Annotated in this window: 18 protein-coding genes; 4 read left to right on the top strand and 14 right to left on the bottom strand. The window is 66.1% G+C overall.

Going from position 1 to position 18812, the window contains the following annotated elements; genetic code table 11:
• Positions 1 to 47: 47 nt before the first annotated feature.
• From K7711_RS19175 to K7711_RS19110, 14 genes are all read right to left on the bottom strand, one after another.
• Positions 48 to 1748, bottom strand: a complete 1701-nt coding sequence (locus tag K7711_RS19175) for a putative type IV secretion/conjugal transfer ATPase (RefSeq protein ID WP_222970760.1) — start codon at positions 1746 to 1748, stop codon at positions 48 to 50.
• Positions 1745 to 3217, bottom strand: coding sequence for an SCO6880 family protein (locus K7711_RS19170; RefSeq protein ID WP_222970759.1), 1473 nt, complete (start codon positions 3215 to 3217; stop codon positions 1745 to 1747). The genes K7711_RS19175 and K7711_RS19170 overlap by 4 nt, the downstream gene beginning before the upstream one ends.
• On the bottom strand, positions 3214 to 4635 hold the full coding sequence (locus tag K7711_RS19165; protein ID WP_222970758.1) for a TrbL/VirB6 family protein: 1422 nt from the start codon (positions 4633 to 4635) through the stop codon (positions 3214 to 3216). Before K7711_RS19165 ends, K7711_RS19170 begins: the two co-directional genes overlap by 4 nt.
• A complete protein-coding gene (locus tag K7711_RS19160) occupies positions 4632 to 5420 on the bottom strand; it encodes a DUF8175 domain-containg protein (protein ID WP_222970757.1) in 789 nt (262 codons plus the stop codon). The genes K7711_RS19165 and K7711_RS19160 overlap by 4 nt, the downstream gene beginning before the upstream one ends.
• Before the next feature lie 15 nt (positions 5421 to 5435).
• A complete protein-coding gene (locus tag K7711_RS19155; protein WP_504740508.1) occupies positions 5436 to 6077 on the bottom strand; it encodes a DUF8175 domain-containg protein in 642 nt (213 codons plus the stop codon).
• 20 nt (positions 6078 to 6097) lie between these two features.
• The gene (locus tag K7711_RS19150; RefSeq protein ID WP_222970755.1) at positions 6098 to 6331 is read right to left on the bottom strand and encodes a hypothetical protein; all 234 of its coding nucleotides are present in this window, start codon (positions 6329 to 6331) and stop codon (positions 6098 to 6100) included.
• Complete coding sequence (locus K7711_RS19145) at positions 6328 to 7203, bottom strand: alpha/beta fold hydrolase (protein WP_222970754.1); 876 nt, start codon at positions 7201 to 7203, stop codon at positions 6328 to 6330. The genes K7711_RS19150 and K7711_RS19145 overlap by 4 nt, the downstream gene beginning before the upstream one ends.
• A 124-nt stretch (positions 7204 to 7327) precedes the next feature.
• Positions 7328 to 7615 (bottom strand): hypothetical protein, encoded by a 288-nt coding sequence (locus tag K7711_RS19140; RefSeq protein ID WP_040831636.1) that lies wholly within the window; start codon positions 7613 to 7615, stop codon positions 7328 to 7330.
• Entirely contained in the window at positions 7612 to 8268 is a 657-nt protein-coding gene (locus K7711_RS19135; protein ID WP_222970753.1) for a hypothetical protein, read from the bottom strand. The genes K7711_RS19140 and K7711_RS19135 overlap by 4 nt, the downstream gene beginning before the upstream one ends.
• Positions 8265 to 8972 carry a DUF8176 domain-containing protein gene (locus K7711_RS19130; protein WP_222970752.1) on the bottom strand — a complete coding sequence of 236 codons (708 nt, stop codon included), beginning with the start codon at positions 8970 to 8972 and terminating at the stop codon, positions 8265 to 8267. Before K7711_RS19130 ends, K7711_RS19135 begins: the two co-directional genes overlap by 4 nt.
• A 132-nt stretch (positions 8973 to 9104) precedes the next feature.
• Positions 9105 to 10673 carry a cutinase family protein gene (locus tag K7711_RS19125; protein WP_222970751.1) on the bottom strand — a complete coding sequence of 523 codons (1569 nt, stop codon included), beginning with the start codon at positions 10671 to 10673 and terminating at the stop codon, positions 9105 to 9107.
• Between the two features lie 58 nt (positions 10674 to 10731).
• Entirely contained in the window at positions 10732 to 11700 is a 969-nt protein-coding gene (locus K7711_RS19120; RefSeq protein WP_235747481.1) for a lipase family protein, read from the bottom strand.
• Between the two features lie 179 nt (positions 11701 to 11879).
• A complete protein-coding gene (locus K7711_RS19115; protein WP_308014823.1) occupies positions 11880 to 13106 on the bottom strand; it encodes a cutinase family protein in 1227 nt (408 codons plus the stop codon).
• The gene (locus K7711_RS19110; RefSeq protein WP_222970749.1) at positions 13103 to 13351 is read right to left on the bottom strand and encodes a hypothetical protein; all 249 of its coding nucleotides are present in this window, start codon (positions 13349 to 13351) and stop codon (positions 13103 to 13105) included. The genes K7711_RS19115 and K7711_RS19110 overlap by 4 nt, the downstream gene beginning before the upstream one ends.
• A gap of 1202 nt (positions 13352 to 14553) precedes the next feature.
• On the opposite strand from K7711_RS19110, the gene K7711_RS19105 reads away from it, so the two are divergent.
• The 4 genes from K7711_RS19105 (at position 14554) to K7711_RS19090 (ending at position 18766) form a co-directional block, all read left to right on the top strand.
• Complete coding sequence (locus K7711_RS19105; protein ID WP_222970748.1) at positions 14554 to 15369, top strand: MmyB family transcriptional regulator; 816 nt, start codon at positions 14554 to 14556, stop codon at positions 15367 to 15369.
• A 385-nt stretch (positions 15370 to 15754) separates the two neighbouring features.
• Complete coding sequence (locus tag K7711_RS19100; RefSeq protein ID WP_222970747.1) at positions 15755 to 15997, top strand: helix-turn-helix domain-containing protein; 243 nt, start codon at positions 15755 to 15757, stop codon at positions 15995 to 15997.
• A 412-nt stretch (positions 15998 to 16409) separates the two neighbouring features.
• Positions 16410 to 17318: a helix-turn-helix domain-containing protein gene (locus tag K7711_RS19095; RefSeq protein WP_222970746.1), complete on the top strand. Its 909-nt coding sequence runs from the start codon at positions 16410 to 16412 to the stop codon at positions 17316 to 17318.
• A 32-nt stretch (positions 17319 to 17350) separates the two neighbouring features.
• Positions 17351 to 18766 (top strand): tyrosine-type recombinase/integrase, encoded by a 1416-nt coding sequence (locus K7711_RS19090; protein ID WP_222970745.1) that lies wholly within the window; start codon positions 17351 to 17353, stop codon positions 18764 to 18766.
• Positions 18767 to 18812: the final 46 nt, after the last annotated feature.

The raw sequence follows: 18812 nt of genomic DNA, 5'->3' as shown, positions 1-18812 counted from the left end.
GCGGCACAGTATATTTGATTGTTCTGTTCGGGTCATTCGCGTCTCCTTCACGACTTGGGTGTCAAGTGGTCGAAGCGGCGGTTGGTGTTGTGGATGTCCGCATCACGCTCGGCCGGGGTGAAGCTCATCCGGACCGGGATTCCTGGCTGGTTCGCCTCGCCGGTTTTGATCAGGAAACAGCCTGTGCCCGGCGGTGTTTCACGCACAGCGACCCCGTCGTCGCGGTCGTCGGTCGGCGGTCGGGGGGCGGCCCAGGAGGTGACGAGGAGTTTTTCGGTGTCGGTGATCGATACCGCGCCGCGGATCCGTTCGATCTCCTCGGGACCGACGGGGCCGATGATCTTCGCGCGGGCTCGTTCGAACAGGCCCAGCGCTTTGGCCGCCGCGGCTGGGGAATCGAACCCGGACAGGTCCTTGATGGTGTGGCTGCACATGATCAGCCCGGTCCCCAGTGGCCGGTTCAATCGCGAGAGCGCGTCGGTGCGCTCGACCATGAACTCCCCCGCGCCCAGAACTCGCCAGATCTCGTCCATGACGACCTCGAAGGTGCGCGGTGGCGCGAGCCCAGCATCGGCCAGCGCGTGCGCGGCCGCGACGGCGCCGAATCCTTCGGACCAGCACACCATCAGTGCCGCGGCCAGGAGTTTGGTGTCCCCCTCGGGAATGCGGGAGACATCGATGCAGACCGCAGGGCTGGACAGATCCAACGGTGTGCTGGTGTGGCGATCGAAGATCGCGCCCCACGGGCCTTCCACCAGCGCACGCAGCGAGCGACGCAGCATCTTCGTACTGGCCCGATAGGAAGCCGTATCGTCTTCCTCCGCGAACTGCCGTAGCCGGTCCGCGCCCTGCGAGATCACCTCCAGCAGGTCCGACAACAATGGCGGCGCACTGGGAGTGAATCCTCCTACAGGGCTGTAGAGTTCGCGAAGTCCCGCCATCAGGAGGGTTTCTTCGTAGTCCGCGACGCGGCTGCCACGCACCAACTCGATCAGCCCGGCGACGATATTGACCTGTCCGGCCTCCACCCGCGCGGCGACCTGCCGACGTTGATCACGGTCGGGCAGCCGGTCGATGACAGTGCCGAGCGCGCCGACCGCGAGCGGGTTGATCGTGCTGTACCCGTATCCCAGATCGATGACCTGCCCGCCGAGCAGCCGGACCAGGTCGCGATAGTCGGGTTTGGTGTCGCCCATGCACAGCGCAACCGACCCGGACGCGACAGCGCCGGTTACCAGTCGGCGGATCAGCGAACTTTTGCCGAATCCGTTGAGCGCCAGCACGAATGTGATGGGGGCGGTGATGAAGCCGCGGACGAACCAGCTCATCTGGTCGAAGTGCACTGGGGCGCCGGTGATGTAGTGGGTGCCGATCGGGGTACCGACAGTCGGGGCGGTCGCGCCGACGGCGAACGGCCACAGTCCGGCGACTTGTACTGTTGTGGAGCGCCATTCAGGTGTCGCGGGGACGACCGCCGCGCGACCGCCGCCGCGTCCGGCGTAGCCGCGGTCGGTGAGCCGCGCAAGTGGCCGGATGAATTCGTCGCTGCCGGTATCCTCGATCCGATGCAGTGCAGTGGCACGGCGATGGTCGTCCCGAGACAACGTCAGGCGCGCGCGAGCACCGCGAAGGCCACCCTGCCGGGCCTGCTGTTCGATGGCAGACCGCACCTTGATGGTCAGCACGCGAATTCCATTGAGCTGGGTGTATTTCGGCTGACGTTCGGTGCGTCGAGTCACTGCACTCATGCGCTCACCCGCCGGGAGATCGATAAGTGTTCAGGCAGGATCAGCCCGATCCCCAGGCTCGCGGCGAAAGTGGCTGCCTGCGCGGCATAGCAGCGCCGGATCCCCAGGCGCGAGGCAGCGGCCATGTCTTTCACCGAGGCCTCGATGCCGAGCATGTCCGCATCCAGCGGTGCGGTAGCGGTGATGTGCACCCCGAACCTGGCCAATCCGGCGCCGCGGACTTGTTCGTGCCTGGCTGCCCGGGTGTTGTCCACGCGCATCGATGCCGCGGCCGAGGCGATGCCGCGTTCGGTCTGTTCCGCCGCGAGCGCGTCGCGGAAGTCGCGGTCGACGAGATCGCTGGCCTCGGCCGCGGAATGCAATCGGTACACGATCGCGATCCGTTTGCGCGGCACGTCCGCGCGCGGGCGCAGAAGTTCTTCCAGACCGGTCTCGTATACCGCGCCCCGGGGCGCGAGGTCCATTTCCCAGGTCACCGACCGGGCTCCGTCGTGCAGGTAGTGGTCCCAGCGGTCCTCATGCGCCACCGGGCCAGCGCTGCTCCAGGACTGCGTTCGCACCAGATCCCGGCCAGCGGCTTCGATATCGCGCTGAGAGGCCAGGTCGTAGCGACTGCGGACCATCCCGATCACTTCCCACGCCTCGAGCGGGTTCGCCGGCAATCCCGCCCGCGACAGTTGCGAGAGCACCCCTTGCAGGCGTTGTCCGATCTCACGAGCCTGCTCAGCGGTATCTCGGCGCGCCCGGCCCTGCCCGAACGCCCGGAAGGTGATCGATATCCGTGCTTCCACTCGGACCCCGACGCCGCCGATATCCGCCGCCGCCTGCTGCATCACCGTGCGCGCGAACTCCGGCGCGTCGGGGCGGATCAGGCGCGCGACCTCACGCCGTTGGGTCAGATGGGTTTCCACCACATGGTCCAAGACCGTGGTCACCGCCACCACTTCCCCGCCGCGGGACTGATTGGCGAGGAACTGCCCGTATTCGCTGACCCAGCTGTCGATCTGGGTTTGGTCCACCAGTTCCTTGCCGCGGGGCAGCACCCGCAGCACCACGGTGAAATGGTCCGTGCGCCGGATGTGGATCAGCGCGAACCGTTTACCGCCGGGGGTCTCGTACTCGAACAAGCGCGAACCGGCCAGCAGCCCAGGCAATCTCGCTGTCCCCGGGATGGTGGAGAACCGCCCGGCGCGATACAGATCTTCGCCGCGAGCGCGCGCCAGCGCGAACTGGATCCGCAGGACTGCGATCTCCCAGCCGGTGCGCCCGCCGACCGTGATCGCCATCGGAGTGAATAACACTGCCGCACAACCGATCACGATGATCGTGGTCTGCAACGATCGGGTGATCATGAACGCGAGCATGATGAGCACGATCAAGGCGAGCCCGAGCATCGACACACCCCACGTCAGGCCGAAGAACCCTGCAGAGCGCGGACGCTCCCACCGCCCGTACATACGCGTGCTCATCGCCGCACCTCCATCGGACCCAGCGCATCGGGATCCACACCCGACTCCGCGGTATCACGAGCTGCTGGCGCGGCAGACGAACCTGCCTGCTGCACACCGTCATGCGCCGACCGAGCGGCGGTCACCGCGACCCCGGCCGCCCCGCCGGCGGCTCCACCACCAGCGGCCCCCGCACCGCTCGCGCTCGGCGCGGCGGCATTGCTCTCGGTCGGCGCAGCAGCGCCTGTTCCCCCGCTCGTGCCCGCACCGTCAGTCCCTCCTCCAGCAGTGCCGCCACCCATAGGGCGACCGCCACCCGAAGGCCCACCAGGAGGCGGGAGGCCACCCGAAGGAGCCGAAGGATTACCGCCACCGCCTGCGCCACTGTCGTTTTCGGTGACTTTTCGTGCTTCCGAGCGGTCGCCACCGGCGCTGCCCATCGCGACACCGGCCAGCCCTCCGGCCAGGGTGGCTGCTGCGCCGCTGCCGCCTCCCATGGTCGCCACGACCGGTGCGATCAACCGCATCAGTGCGGGCAGCACCACGGCCACCATCAGCAGCAGGATCAATCCGAGCAGCACCATCTGTGGATCTTGGTGTTGGGTATTGCTTTTCGCGCCGGCTGCGCTGAAGGCGATGGCGTAGCACAAGGCACCGACCGGCTTCCACAGCAGAAACGCGAGTGACCAGGAAAGCATCCGTTTGTATGCCTGCGAGCCCGGTCCGGTCCCGGCTGCGGCCGCGGCGATCGGCAAGGCGGCGACGACCAAGATCAGGAAGGCTTGACGCACGACCAGCATCACCAACTGGACCAACATGCTGATCAGCCCGAACAGCCCGATGATCAGTACTACGCCAGTCCCGAGACCAGCGTCGGTTTGCGAGATCCCGTTCAGTAGTTCGGCGGCGTTGTTGGAATCGCCGCGGGTAGCGTCGAAGATCACCCAGTTCGAGAATGCGTCGCCCGCTCGTGTTCCGACGGTGACGACTGCGGCGAAGGTCATCGAGGCGAACACTGCGCGGGCGAACATCAGGAATGCTTCTTGTGCTTCTCCGGCGACCCCTCCGCGTTTGGCCAGCGCCAAGCGCGCGGCGGCGAACATGATGCCAGCGGTCAGTAGCAATACCTGCAGTCCGCTGGTGTATCCGCGGATCGATGCCAGCGCAGGTCCCGGTTCACCGGTGGGTGCAGCCAGTGTTGGTGATGGCAGGTCAGTCCACCACGTCAAGTCGTAGCGAAGGAGTATCCCCATGCCTTTGATGAGGCTTTGCACGAAGCTGTCGAAGGCGGAGCTGACGGCCGCGTCCGCGGCTTGGCCGCCGAGTCGTAGACCTTTGCAGACCGTGCCGACGATGTCGGGCAGGTTACAGACGGTGTCGGGCAGTTGGGTTTTGGCGTCTGGCATTGCCGCGGTGCTGGTGAAAAGTGCTGGGTTCATTGGCTTTTCCATTGCCCGAAGCCGACCAGGGTGTCGAGGGGGACTGCCGGTTGCCAGAGAGTGTCGATGTTGTCGGGGACGCGGACGCGCCAGTCGGCGTTGTTCCAGATCATCGGCCAGGTGCCGTAGGCGAAGCTGTCTCGGGTGCGGACCGCGATCTGCACGACCGCGAAGTCCGGCCGATAGCCAGGCAGGATCCGAATCCCTTCGGGCACCGTCACGTACTGAGCGGCATCGGGAGTGCCGGTGCGGCTGGCAGCGAACCGATCGAGCAATGGCTGCCCACCGCCGAAGTAGCGTTCGCGTACGGCGCTCTGCCAGATCCCTTCCGGCGCAGCCAGGGCGCGGGCGATCGCGTCGCAGGCTGCCAGTGCCGCGCCTTGTGGTGTGTCGGCGAATCCCGATGCGAGCCCGTCGTGGATCTGCGCGGGACCGTCGCTGACCGAGACCGGGGCTGCGGCTGCGCCCCAGATGCGCTGCCAGTCGATGCCTGCCGGGGCTGCGGTCAGGTAGTCCAGGCTGTGTGGATCGGCGCGGCCCGCAGAGCTTTGCGGCATCGCCCGACCAGCGTCGTCGGTGACGTCTAGTCGGTTGCCGTACACGTCGGTGGTTGGTTCCCTGGGCTCGCTGGTCGGCGGCGGCCCGGGGGTGCTCGTGAGGGTGCGGGTGGATGCTGACCGCGGTATCGAGGCGCTGTGATGCGTGGTCGCGACGAGTGTGACGGTGGCGGTGAGGATTGCGGTGATGCTGATGATCGCGATCAGCCAGAGGCGGCGGGTGGACACAGGGCTTCTCCGATCTCAGTGCAAGGCCAGTACGACCATGTCGGCCGGAGTGGTGGGTACGGACGTGACCGCCTGGGTGCGAAGTTGGTCCGGCAGCAACAGCTTCCAGTCGCCGTTCTGCCAGACGACGATCTCGCTGTTACAGGTCAGGGAGTTGTCGGGTTGCCGGGCGTAGATGGCGATCTCGGCATGAGCGGGCGTGTAAGCGCGAACGCAGTAACCGAGCAGTTCTGGCGGGGTGTCGGCGGGCGCGGTGATCGAGACCTGGGCGCGTGCTACCGCCCACGCATCGCGCCCGGGTCCGGGGGCGAGCATGCGTTGCCCAACTGCCGGGAACTGGATGTCGGTGGCCACCGACATCCGCACGCTGGCCTGAATCGCGGCCAGGGCCGCGCCCGCCGGTGAGTGCTCGAACCCGGCCGCGACGGTGCCGTCGTCACGGTGCGGGCCTTGACCAGCGACCGGGAGTGTAATCCCTTGAAACACTGTCTCTCTCAGGTGCGTCGGCACTTCATGGAGGTCGGCTGCTGAGAGGTTGTGCCGGGCTGGCTGGGTCTGGTGGTGTGCGGCACTGCAGGCCGAGGCCGTGGTCAGCACGACAAGCCAGAGCGCACCGGCGACGGCCCGGCGGGGTATGTGTCGATGTGGATGTGACATCGTCTGTCTCCCAACCACTTTCACTGCACGGGTAGGAGCGCGCGGGCGAATCCTCCGGCAGCGCCGAGCATGGTCACCGCGAGCAGAGATCCCAGCAGTCCTTCTATGGCTTCCTCGCGGTAGAGCCGGACCGCTAGTTGGCCGCCGATCCACACCAGTCGCGCCACGCACAGCAGCAGCACGATCCAGTCCAGCCAGCTCAGCAGGGTGGTCACTTCCTGCAGCACAGGCCCGGGCAACGGTCTGCTGTTCACAGCGGATCCTCGACGGCCTCTGGTAAGTCGGGAGTGCCGAATCGGTCGGTGCGGTAGGCGATTTCGAGGGCCTGCAGGATGGTGTCCGCGGTGCGGTCGGGATCGGTCCACGGCAACCAGTGACCGGTGCCGGAGACGAGTTCGTATTCGGACCAGATCCGGTCCGCGAGCCGGATCGATTGCCCTGGGGGCACGATGCGGTCGTGTTCTCCGGCGACAACGAACGAGGGCACGCTACGCAGCTGCGCGGCGTCCTCGTCGCTCAAGGTTGCGCGGCGGCAGGCGACCAGGACATCGACCAGAACGGTGTGGTCACAGCGGAACAGGTGGGGTGGGCTGGCGCTCGTTTGTCGGAGCGTGCGCGCCAGCAAGACCGACACGGCGGTGATTTCCGCATCGAGGGACCCGGGCCACCATTGCTGCAAGTCTTCTGGCCAGGTGCGGTAGATGGCGGGCAGGCCGGGGAGGTCGGGGAATTCCGCGCTGCCGTTGATCAGCACGAGCCCGGACAGGGTTGCTGCGCGCTGCGGGTAGCGCTGCGCCCACGCTTGCATGAGCAGAGATCCGGTCGAGTGCGCGACCAGCACGACCGCGCCGACTGCGTGTGCCAACACGGTGTCCAGATCCTCAGCGAGCCGGTCCATCGTTGTGCTCGAGCGCCGGGGCGGGCGTCCGGAATTGCCCTGTCCGCGTTGGTCGTACACGATCTGGGCGATCCCACCCTCAACTCGGTCGTGCAGACAGCGCGTCAAGCGATCCCACACGCCCGAATCGGTGAGCAGACCGTGAACGTAGACGATGGTCGCCGCTGCCGGTCGCGGTCCCCAGCGTGTTGCTGCCAGCTGAACACCGTCGGTAGCGGTGATGGTCATCTCATCGTGGTCGGGATGCATTGCGAGTGCCTTCCACTCTCGAATGGATTGGATCCGAACGGAGTAACCCTGTAACGGTGCTGACTCCTGTATGAAAACCGTTCTGAGGCAACGGGTTCGGATCTCATTTGGAGGAGGTGATGATTTCGTTCATGATTCCGCCGGCGCTGGTGGCGATGATTCCGCCGACCAGGGCTCCCAGGATGATCTTGGGAGATTCGACCGCGCCGCCGTGCCATCGCTCCCACCCGAATTTGCCGCCCGCGTAGATGAGCGCGGCGATACCTGCGAGCATCGTCAGCCAGGCCAGCCAGTTGACGATGTGGATCAGGCCCGGGGAGCCGGGCGGGGCGCTGGGGGTGATCGTCACGGTGTCGAGTGAGACGAGGTCGGCCAGAAGTGTGTGAATCATGAGCGTGTGCCCTTTTCGTTCCGTGTCGCGGCGATGCGGTCGGTGATGGCAGCGCCCGCGCGGTGCACGTCGACAGGTACCGCGTGGGTGAGATGTGCGCGCCGTGGCGGCGGTGGATCGGACGGGGTGTATCTGGCCAGCTCGCCGAGCTCGTGTACCAGCAGGTCCTCGTGCCAGCCGATCGACCACACCGTCTCGGCCAGTTCGCTGACGGTGCGTCGGAACCGCCGCACGGGTGCGGGGGTGCGGCCGGGCCGTGCGGCGATCAGTACCAGCGCCACGATGGCGACACCATCGGGTGTCAGTCCGGCGTGCCATTCGCGTAGCCGGTCCGCCGCCGCGGTCAAACCGGGAATGCAGTCGCGGGCGACGAGAACCACCCGCTGAGTGGTGTGGGTTGAGCCCGGCCAGGCCATGCCCGTGTCTGCCGCGTGCACCCACCATCGGGCCAGCGTCGAGGCTCCGGCCCCGCCGTGGGCTCCCATCACCGCGAACAACGGTGGGTGCGGTCCGGTGATCGGCAGCGGGAGCTCCCGCACCAGGGCGAGCCGCTCGGTACTGGGCACCTCGATGGTGTTCGCATCCCATCGCCCGCGCGCGGCGGACTCATTCGTGGGGTCGATGGCACGTAATCTGTTGGCAGACATCGTCATTGCTGCCTCTGAATGTTGCTGATGACCAAACCGGTTGGGGTTCGGTGGGTGTTGACCAGCTGCAGGTAGTCCACGCGGGTGTGGTCGGGGTGTAACTCGACGACATGCACGTCGGCGGCCTCACCGGCCAGCGGGTTGATCGCCACGCAATGACGGGTCCCCGGAGGAATCGAGGCGATCCCCGCCGCCAGGGCCTGCGGCACGATCCCGCTGTCCGGTGCCACCGTGCGCATCGCCTGATCGACCGAACGCGTTGTGTAATAGTCGAATTCGAACGTCGCGATCAGCCCCGCGATCGTGTCGGCGTTCCCGGCCCGATCGGTCACCGTCGCACCGGTCAGTCCTGAGCACGCCGCGCTTGTTGCTGGTGTGCTCGTGCTTTGCGGCGCTGTGGTCGCCGCGGGCGCGGCGCCAGGGTTCCCGGCGGGGCGCGCTAGGAGTGCACCTGTGGTGACTCCTGTCGCCACGATCGCGGTCAAGCCCGCAACGATCGTCGCGCGCAGGCGTATTCGTGTGCGTGGTTGCGAGGTCGGGCGAGTGGCGGGCGCAGTTTGGTCGGTGAGCCATTCCCATTCGTCGCCGTCACCGGTGTCGGGGTTGCCGGGTGTGCTGGGGTGCAATGGGATCGGTGGCGCGGTGGTTGTGGTGATCCAGCCCCAGCCGTGGTCGTCGTCGGTGTCTGTACCAGTTGTGGTGTGGGGCATCGTGGTTACCTCCTTCCCGGGGTGGTTGTTCGGTGCTGGTGTGGTGGCTCGGCCCTTCGGGGAGACAGCTCAGGCCCGCGAGGGACTACCCGGCTTCTCTGACGCAGAGACAGGTCTCCGCCGAAGGGGTCTTTACGGACTCGCCGCCGCCGGTGACGGGCGCGCTGTGGTGACCGGGCCGGTCGACGTGGCGGGTGGCGAGTCGGTGGTTTCGGTGTCGGCCGCAGGTGGGGTGGTGTTGGTAGGTTCGGCTGTCGGGGACGAGGAAGGTTCGTTCGTGGCGGCGATGTCGTGGGCCAGGGCGGCGAACCAGTCCGCGGCGGCGGCGAAGACCGGTGTGCCCTGCGGTGTTGCGGGGTCGACGGTGTATGCCTCACCGTGGCTGGTGGAATCGCTGTATTGGGCTTGGGTGGCCACGCCGTACAGGTCGTTGTTGCTCACGGTGGAGGTGATTGCGCCGAAGGCTTGATCGACCCAGCCCAGTGCTGTGGTCGGTGGGACGAGTTCGGCGACCGCGCCGGCGACTTTCACCCCGAGGTCCGCGATCGCCGCGCCGGGATTGGTCATCCCGACTGCGGCCAGTTCCGCGATGGTGGCGGGAGTCAGGACCTTCTGCGCGACCGTGACCACAGTGTTCAGTCCAATTGTTCCGAGTCGGAACAATGCCGACAGGATTTGGTCCGGGCCGGGAGGTGGGGTGTTCGGATTCGAGGCTTCCGCGAGGCGCTGGCCGAGAGATTTGGTGGGCTGATACGACAGCTGATCGAGGCTGTCGCCCTGGATGTCCTGTCCCGCGACTCCAATCGCCGTTTTCCAGACCGTTCCCGCCAGCGCTTGAGCGACAGTGGTGACGGCGCTGAGGGGATCGTGCAGGTTCGATTGTGTCGTGATGTTCTGGATCGTCTGCGCGATCGGCGATTGCGCGGGAGTGTCACAGGCCAGATCACCCGGGACACACAAGTCCGCCACCCGGCCCGTCAGCGCACCGTAGGCCGGTGCCGACCGAGATGACTGGGCTATTCCGGCACCGTTGATCTGCTGGCTGGTCAGCGTGACCGTGTGCGTGCGGGAACCGCTGGTCCCTGGAGCCGGATCGGGGGTAGCTTGCCCTGGGCGGCCGGGGAAGATCGGTGTCCCGGCCGGGCGCCCGGGATTGGCGAACAAGGCGACCGCGGCGACAGCGTCAGCCGGGATCGCGCCGCTCCCAACTCCGATCCGTTGGGCGAACGCCGCTACGGCGGCGGCACCTTGGCGGTCGCCGACAACCCCGATCCTGGTGTGCGGGCAGCGGTTCAGGACTTCCCGGGCTTGGGTTCCCAGCTGGGCCGCGGCGGTGGTGACTGCTTGGTCGAAAGGTTGCTGTGTCGTGCCGTCGGCGGAGTATCCGTAGGGAACATATGCGTGTTGGATGTCGTGGCCGGCTGCGGATTCCAGTGGGGTGAAGAACTGTCCGAGGGCTCCGGTATCGGTGGTCGCCGCAGCATCGGGCGAGGTTTGATCTGCGCCTTGAACCCCCAGCACATACAGAGCCGGGCAAGTCTCGCCCAACGGGACAGTTGGCGACGCCGGTTGCGCTACAGCCGTTCCGGACAGCCCGGCCAGGAGCATCGTGGTCAACAACGCGCAGATCACGGTCGAGCGACGCCCAGGTCGGTGTTCGACGCCGTCCTTCGATTGATGGGTGTTTGCCTTGCGTGGCATGTTGTTTCACCTCCTTCGGCGGATGGATAGAGTCGAATCTGCTGTGGCAGAACGAGATTCATTCAGCTCTCAGGCTCCGGAGCAATTTCCATACGCCCAGGGGGCGTCGGTGGGTTGAGTGCTTGGCGGGAACCAGGTTCTCTGTGAGGCGGTCGAGTGCTGCGGCGGTCCCGTCGAGGGCGGCGCCGGTGTGGTCTGTGGCGTATTCGTTCCAGGCCACGCTCGCGCCCGCAGCCAGGTAGTGCCTGTACACCGCGTGTCCCTGCTCGTCGGGGACCAGGGCGTCGTGGGTGCCGTGATATAGGTGCACCGGCACGTGCGGTACCGCTAGACCGATCTTTTCCTTGGCCAGCACGTATCGCCACATCGGGTCGTTCCACGGGTCCGGGCGTTCGGACCAGCTCCCAACTGGCTGCTGATAGCGGTCTGCAAGGGCTTCTGCGCTGAGTTTCGCTGCGGCAGTGGTCATCCGGCGTCCTTCGTCGGTGAGCACGTGTCGCAGCGGTAGATGCTGATGAGCGCGAGACAGCCCGACGAAACCGGCCAGCACCAGGAAAGCCCACTCGTTCTCGGACAACCTCGCAGCGAGCTGTCCTGGATCGGCGAGTACTGCGCCGGCTGCGACCGCGCGCAAGCCGACCTCGGGCGCGTACTCCCGATGTTGTTCGGCCGCGGCGATCACCGCGCGTCCACCGTCGGCATATCCCCACATCACCACCGGTGACGCACTTGCGTGGGCGGCCGCCAAATGCGCGGTGGCGCGGGCGATATCGAGCCCGGTGTGGGCGGCCGCGTTCGCGGCGAGGAACGTGTACGGTCCAGCACCGACGATGCCCATGCCTTCGCCATCAGGCACTGCCACGATGAATCCGCGTCCAAGTGCAGCATCGATCCGGCTGGATTCCGGTTCGGTCCCGGCGGCCAACAGTTGCGAGGGTGCGGGACCACCAAGACCATGAAAACTACTGCAGTAAACCAGGATTGATGCGGAAGCACTCGCCTGAACATCTTCGGGTAGCAGCACCATTCCCGAGACGGGGATCTTTTCCAGGTAGGAATCTGTGGACACGTACACCACCTGCCAGGCTGCACGGGCATGATCCAGGCCGGGCGTGGTGGTTCGCCGAGTGCGGAGAAGGTCGCCGGGGCGGCGGTCGCTGGCGATGACCGTCTCGGCGTAATGGGTGTCGATCTGCGGGGTGGGATTCATGGGTGACTTCCGGCGAGGTCGTGGGCGCACGCGATCAGCCAGGCGATGCCCGAGGCGAGTTGCCCGTTGCTGGCGTAGCCGGTGTGTGCAGCGACGGTGTCGGCGAAGTGCGCCCACACCGCAGGGTTGGTCAGATCCGCGTTGTCGCCTGCGATCTGACCGACCGCGGCGGCGAGCTGCCCGACGAGTTTGGGAAGCGTCACGATCGGGTTGGCAGCTACAGTGGCGGTGATCTGGCCCCATCGAGCATTGGCCGCATTCGTCTGCTCCGCGGTGGGTGCGGGGTTCCTTGGGTCCGCAGCATCGACGAACCGCTGCGACAACGACTTTCGAGGCGTGTAATCGACGGTGCCGTTCGCGAGCGTGAAGTCGTTGCCGACGATGGTGGTCCACGCGGCCCCCAGCGCACTGGTCAGCAGGGTGTTGAGCGAGCCGAGCGCCGCAATGGGGTTACGCAGGTCGGCTTGGGCGACCAACCGCGCGGCGAACCGCAGGATCGCGGCGTGATCGGGTGCCGAACACGCCAGATCACCGGGAGCGCAGATTTCCGCGACACGGCCGGTCAACGCGCCGTACCCCTGCCCGTTGTTGCCGATGCCGGCGCCACCGACCGGGCGACCGGCGATCTGCACGCCGGACACCGCGGCACCGTTGGTGCCCGGCGGCGCATCTGGTCTGGTCTGGCCGGGTCGCCCCGCAATAACGGGTGCCCCGGCAGGGCGGTCGGGATCCGCGTACAGGATCACCGCCGCGATGCGGTCCGCGGGGATTGGGCCGCGGCCGTCCCCGATCTCCTGGGCGACCTCCGACCATGCCTGCGCGCCTTGCGAATACGCGACACCAGCGATTTTGGTGGACGGACACGTGGCGGCGACTTGCTTGGCATCGTCGCCGATCAGGCGGATCGCTTGGCTCGCCGAAGTCGCATAGGGCGCCGCTCCCCCGCCTGGGACCGCGCCGCCGAAGCCCGCGTCGTAGCCGATGTAGCTGCGCTGCACCAGATTCGACCCGAGCGCAACAACCGGTCTCAGAAGTTCCCCGAGCACACTAGTGTCCGAGGTCGGGCTCGCGCCGGGCGTTGATTGCCCGGTGCCCTGCACCGCCAGCACATATAGAGCCGGGCATCCTGTGATCGGCACCGCTGCCTGCGCGGGCGTTACCAGCGTCCAGGCCGTCATCACAGTGGCTGCGGCCGTGAACGCGGCCCGGGTAGTCGTCGTCACCGGCCCACCCCGACTCCAGCGCCGAATCCCGCGCCGACGGTGCCGCCGATGACGGCACCGATCGCTGCCGCCGGGATACCGATCACTGCCGCGCCAGCAGCAGCACCGGCAGCAGCACCCGCGGCCGTTCCTGCGACACCGCTGGTCACCGTGCCGATCACCGGCACCGCGACAACGGTGCCCAGCGCCGCACCGGCGATGCCCGCGACAGTGCCTCCGATCAGCCCGCCAACCGCCGCCCCCACAGCCACAACCGGAGCTCCGGCCACTGCGGCTCCAGCGGCACCACCAACCGCGGCACCTGCCACGGTCGCACCCGCCACCACATCCGATCGGCCAGCGGGCAATCCGACCGAATCCAGAGCAGTCGAGACCTGCGCTTCCGCACCGGCGGCTGTGTTGTTGATCGTGTCGCGCACATTCGGCGGCAACCAGGACGGCGACGGAGTCTGGAATTGGCCGATACGAATCATGTTGTCCGGCGGGCGAATCGGCGCAACGGGTGGCACCGGTCGCGGGAGATGAAGGTCCTGGACACGCACCGGCGTGACCGGTTCGTTGCGCGGCTCAGGCCGGGGAACAGGTCCGTTACGCACTGCCGCAGGCTGCGGGGAGTCAACGACAGGAGCCGGGGGCGGTGGTGCTACGGCACGAGGTGGCGCGGGGGCGGTGGTGCCCGGCTGCGCCTGGGTCGTCACTCCCGGCTGACCGGGTCCGGTGTCCGCTCCGGACGCCACTCCTGTGCCAGCGCACACCACGATGACCGCCATCGGCACCGCTGCGGCCAAAGCCGCCATTCCGCGGCCCCTGCGGGCAGTGACGACCGATCGGCCAGAGCTGATTTTGGGCATACCAAATAGACCCTTCTGGGCAAGATCATCGAAATCGGAGATAGAGAATGAGGGGTACCGAGCGGGGCCTCGCCGGTCCTGTGTCGCCAGGTGGAGGCCCCTCACCGAGACGGTGGTCAGTGCGGCAGCAACGACAGGATCTGTCCGGCCCAGGTCAGCCCGTCGGCCACCACGACCAGACCGTTCCATGCCAACGCCAGGATCGAAATGGGATCCACTGGTTTTCCCTTCTGTGTGGTTTCACTTGCAGAAACCACACAACACCCGAATCTGTCGAAAATCTAGGTTCTTAACTGATGCTGTTTGCATATATGCAGCCAGCATAGAAATGATGAAAAGCGCTTTCTTTCGTTCTTCCTGATGTTTTGATGCTCCGCGCATCAGATAAGTCTTTCCGCATCGGGAGGGAAAATTTTTGAATTGACGAGTCATCATCCGCAGACTCCGCCATCTCTGCTAACTATTCGCTACCCGCTGGCGAAGTCTTGGTGTTGCCCGCCCTTCCCAACTCTGGTAGTCGTAATAGTGCCAGGGGGAACCTTTCAGTTTATCCGTGGTCACCCATGTTCGAAAGCCCCAAGGGAGGGGGGCATCGCATGAGACAGCCCGATCCACCACGACGCCGCAAACCACACCGCATCAAACGTTCGAAGCCCGTGCTTTCGATCCCGGAGCTGCCCTTGTTCCTGGGGCAACTCCGCGACGAGCGCGAGCTCACCCGCCGCGTCGCCTCGGAAACGACCACGATCAGTGAGCCGTACCTGATCCAGCTCGAGAACGGAAAACGACATCCCAAACCGGAGACGCTCGACCTCATCGTCGCCGGCTACGGCCTGACCACCGCGCAGGCACGCCACGCCCACGAACTACTCGCGGCCCCGCTCCCGCTGCGCGACATCGCCAGCTACCGCCGCTACCTCGAGGAGACTCCCGCACTCACCGACCACCTCACCGATCTGGGTGAGCAGCACGTACCCGCCATGTACCTCGATCCACTGTCCAACGTGCTGGCCGTCAACAAACCCATGACCCTCGCGTTACCCGGCCTCGAAGACGTCGGCAACCTAGCGATCTACTGGTTCCGCCCCATTGCCCAACAACTCTTCCCCGACTGGCCCACGCAAGCGGACTACATCGTCGGCAGACTCAAGGCTGGAATGGGACGCTACCGAACCGCACTGCAAGCCAGAAAGCTCCTACGATCCTTGGGTAAGTCACCGGAGTTCGCGACCCGGTGGCTTTCGAGCACACGCATCGCATACAACTGGGAAACCAGCGATCACATACGTTGGAGAAACCCCAGCACAGGGGAGGAAAAGCTCGTCAGCGTGCACCGAGCAGAAATCAGCGAAAAGGCCGTGATGATTATGTACAGCGCGTACGTCAATCGGCACATCAATGGGCCCGGATAGTCATCTACCCAGCGACTGCTGTGAGACACAGCGCCGACCCGATTTCGTAGTTCCAGTGCGTTAACTGATGCAATTTGCATCAGTTAACGCACTGGAATCATTGAACGATGAGCGCTCTTGGAAAGCGAACTCCATCGGAGAGTGACCGGCACCAGACCGCGAGTCCGACTGCGTCGCCGAAACTCGACTGGCCCTACTGAGCCGCAAGACCAGCCTGTCACGTAGCGAGAGCGAATCCAGCTGCATCGCACTGGATTCGACAGGAGTGCATCTACTCAACGGATGAACATTGCAAGTGTGCAACGGCTTTCGCTACCAGCAGGAAGGCGATACAGTTGCAGCAGCGAGGGACTGACCGGTGCGCTAAACCTGTCAGGAGTTAACGATGGACAGAAACCCTCGAGAGCCACTCAGCGACAAGGCATTGCTGGAGCGTCTTCTGAACGAGCCGACAGTGTCGGTTCCCGACGCAGCCCAACTTCTCGGCGTCGGCCGCTCCACGATGTACGCTGCGGCACACTCGGATGAGATACCCGCGGTCCGCATCGGCAATCGGGTTCGCATCCCCACGATCTGGCTACGCCGACTACTCCAGATCCAGCCCGACAGCAAGACGGATACCGAGTAGAGCGCCTATCTCATAAGCAGCTTCGCGTGTCCGCCGAACCCGTCCCCGCCAGCGCGGAAATCGTCCCTGCCATCAGCCGCTGCCGCAGTGGCAACTCCCCCTCGACCGATGCGAGCGACCGTCGAGCCACCAGTGCGCGCAGGGGTTCTGCGCTCGGCGTTGATTGCACCCACTGGGACGACCAGCCCAGTCGCCGGGCTCTCGATCACCGATTTTCTGATGCCGCTATCGGCGAGTTGAACCATCGGCCGACTCATCAGGCCCGTCCGCCTTCGGCGGCGAACCGGGACCGCCACAACACTCCGAGAGAACTGAGCGCTGCCCCAACAGCACCGGGCGCGTGGCCCGGCGATCGCCCGGCCGACCGAACCCGATTCCCACACCCGACAAACGAACAGGAGATCGCAGGACCATGACGATCATCCCGTCGGACGCCCCGCTAGCCTTCACCCCCGATCCGGACCTCGCCCCGCAGGATGCACAGCCGATGCACGCCGACCCGCATGATGCACAGGACGATCCGCACCGTGCACAACAGCGTGCATTGCGCACGTGGCCGATTCTCTTGCTGGCCGCGCCTGCGTTCGTCGCGATCTGGTCCGGGTGGGTCGGCCTGGGCCAGATGACCGGGTTCGGTCCGGTGCGGTTGCTGCCCGGCATCGCGGATCAGGTCACGATCAACACCGCGATCACGCTGCCGATCGGCGTGGAATGCTATGCCGCCTACGCATTGTTCGCATGGCTGTCGGGCCGCATCCGCTCCGACCGAACCCGCAGGTACGCAAGGAACTCCGCGTTCGCAGGGCTGACTCTGGGCGCGGCCGGGCAGGTTGGTTACCACCTCATGAGTGCCGCCGGGGTCACCTCGGCACCATGGCCGGTGACCGTACTCGTGGCTTGTCTGCCCGTGGCCATACTCGGCATGGGAGCGGCGCTGGGACACCTCGTACACGCCGACGCGCATGCTGACTCGCAGCGTGCGCAGCCGATGCACAGGCCTGATCAGGTGCGCATCGCCGCCGCACGTGAGGTGCACAGCGAGACTCACTCGACGGCAACGGAACTGACCGCGATCCGCACCGGTCCACAGGTAGCGCACAGCGATCGGGTCACAATGCGCAACACCGACCGCTGGGCGGAGGTCGCCGTAACGCTGTGCGCCGGTGATCCATCCGGACGACGTGACCCCAACGCGGTCGCGGCGATCCTGCGCCTTCGTCACGAGCACGGCTGGCCGCACGCACGGATCGCATCAGACGTCGGGGTTTCCTCGTCCACCGTGTCACGCGTCTTGGCCGCTACCCGCGAACTCATCGACTGATCCATCACATCCACTACCACGAGAGATCGAGCATGCCTACCACCAAGAAAGATCAGGACGGCACGACCGCGAAGTCCCGCCGGGCGGAGCCGATCAGTCCACGAGTCGCCAAGAACGGCGTCACAACCTACGAATTCCGGATAGACGTCGGGATCAAATCGGATGGCACCCGTGATCGCCGCCGGTTCAGCTACGACACCAAGGCCGAAGCGCGACGCGAATACCGACGCATCTCGACCGAGGTCGCCGAAGGCCGCTACATCGCCCCCACCAAGACCACGGTCGGCGCGTACATCAAGGCGTGGTTGGACGGTCGGCGCGATGTCCGCCGGGTGACGGTCGACGGCTACCGCCACGCGCTCAAACCTGTCGTTAACCGCCTCGGCAACCTGCCGCTCCAGCGGCTCACCAAGGATCACCTCGATGTCCTCGTGACATGGCGACTGACTGAGGGGCGCCGCAGTGACACTGCGGTCAAGGGCACGGCGGCCGAGGTACTGGCATTCGTCGCCGCGCATCCCGACGGTGTGCGCTACGCGAACGTGACATCGAAGTTCGGCGACAAGGCAGGACGCTACCTAGACCGGATGCGCGCATCGGGCACAATCGTGCGACCTGAGCGCGGCCTGTACGCCCTCGCCCCCGGCACACCGCCCCCCGTCGAGCCACAGGGGGTTGCCGCTGGCACGGTGACCACGATGTTGATTCAGCTCTCCGCCGCGCTCGATGACGCGATGGAACAGGGCTTGGTGACGCGCAACGTCGCGCGGCTGGTGAAGCGGCCCGACATAGCCGACACCGAAATGCAGGTATGGACCCGGGAGCAGAGGCGGGAGTTCCGGGAGCACGTCAGGGAACACCGCCTCTATGCTCTCTTCCTGCTGTCACTGTGCGGGCTGCGCCGCTCGGAAGTCATGGGGTTGCGCTGGTCCCGCATCGAGGGGAACACCTTGCATGTCCGCCGTGGCCGCGTAGCGATCGGCACAGACGTGGTGGAGGAAGACCCGAAGTCATGGCGCAGCCGCCGGAGCCTGCCACTTCCGACCGACGTGGTGAACGCACTGGCCCGGTTCAAGGTCGCTCAGAAGGCCGAAGCGCTGGCTCTCGGGGCGTCGTGGTCGGACGAACGTCTGGTCGCGGTGCGCGAGGATGGCTCACCGATCCGGCCCGAGTGGTACTCCGACGAGTTCCAGCGACAGGCCAAGGCAGCGGGCCTACCCATGATCCGCCTGCACGACGCCCGGCATACCGCTGCAACCATTCTGCTGGACTCCGGCGCAGCTGTCCCGGCGGTGGCGAAGTGGCTCGGCCATGATCCGGCCGTTCTGCTCAGAGTCTACGGTCACGTCTACGACGAAGCGCTGGAGTCGACGGGCGCGGCCCTGTTCGGTGACGACACCGCAGCGAGCGCCACCGAGCCCGCCCGTCCGTCCGTTGGGACACTCTAGGGACACTGGACGCTTCGTACTCAATGGCGAATCCTTCGCCATATGA

The organism is Nocardia coffeae, assembly GCF_019890715.1.
GTDB lineage: Bacteria > Actinomycetota > Actinomycetes > Mycobacteriales > Mycobacteriaceae > Nocardia > Nocardia jiangxiensis.
Note: the sequence above shows the minus strand (reverse complement) of the source record. Positions and strands in the feature narration are given on the sequence as shown.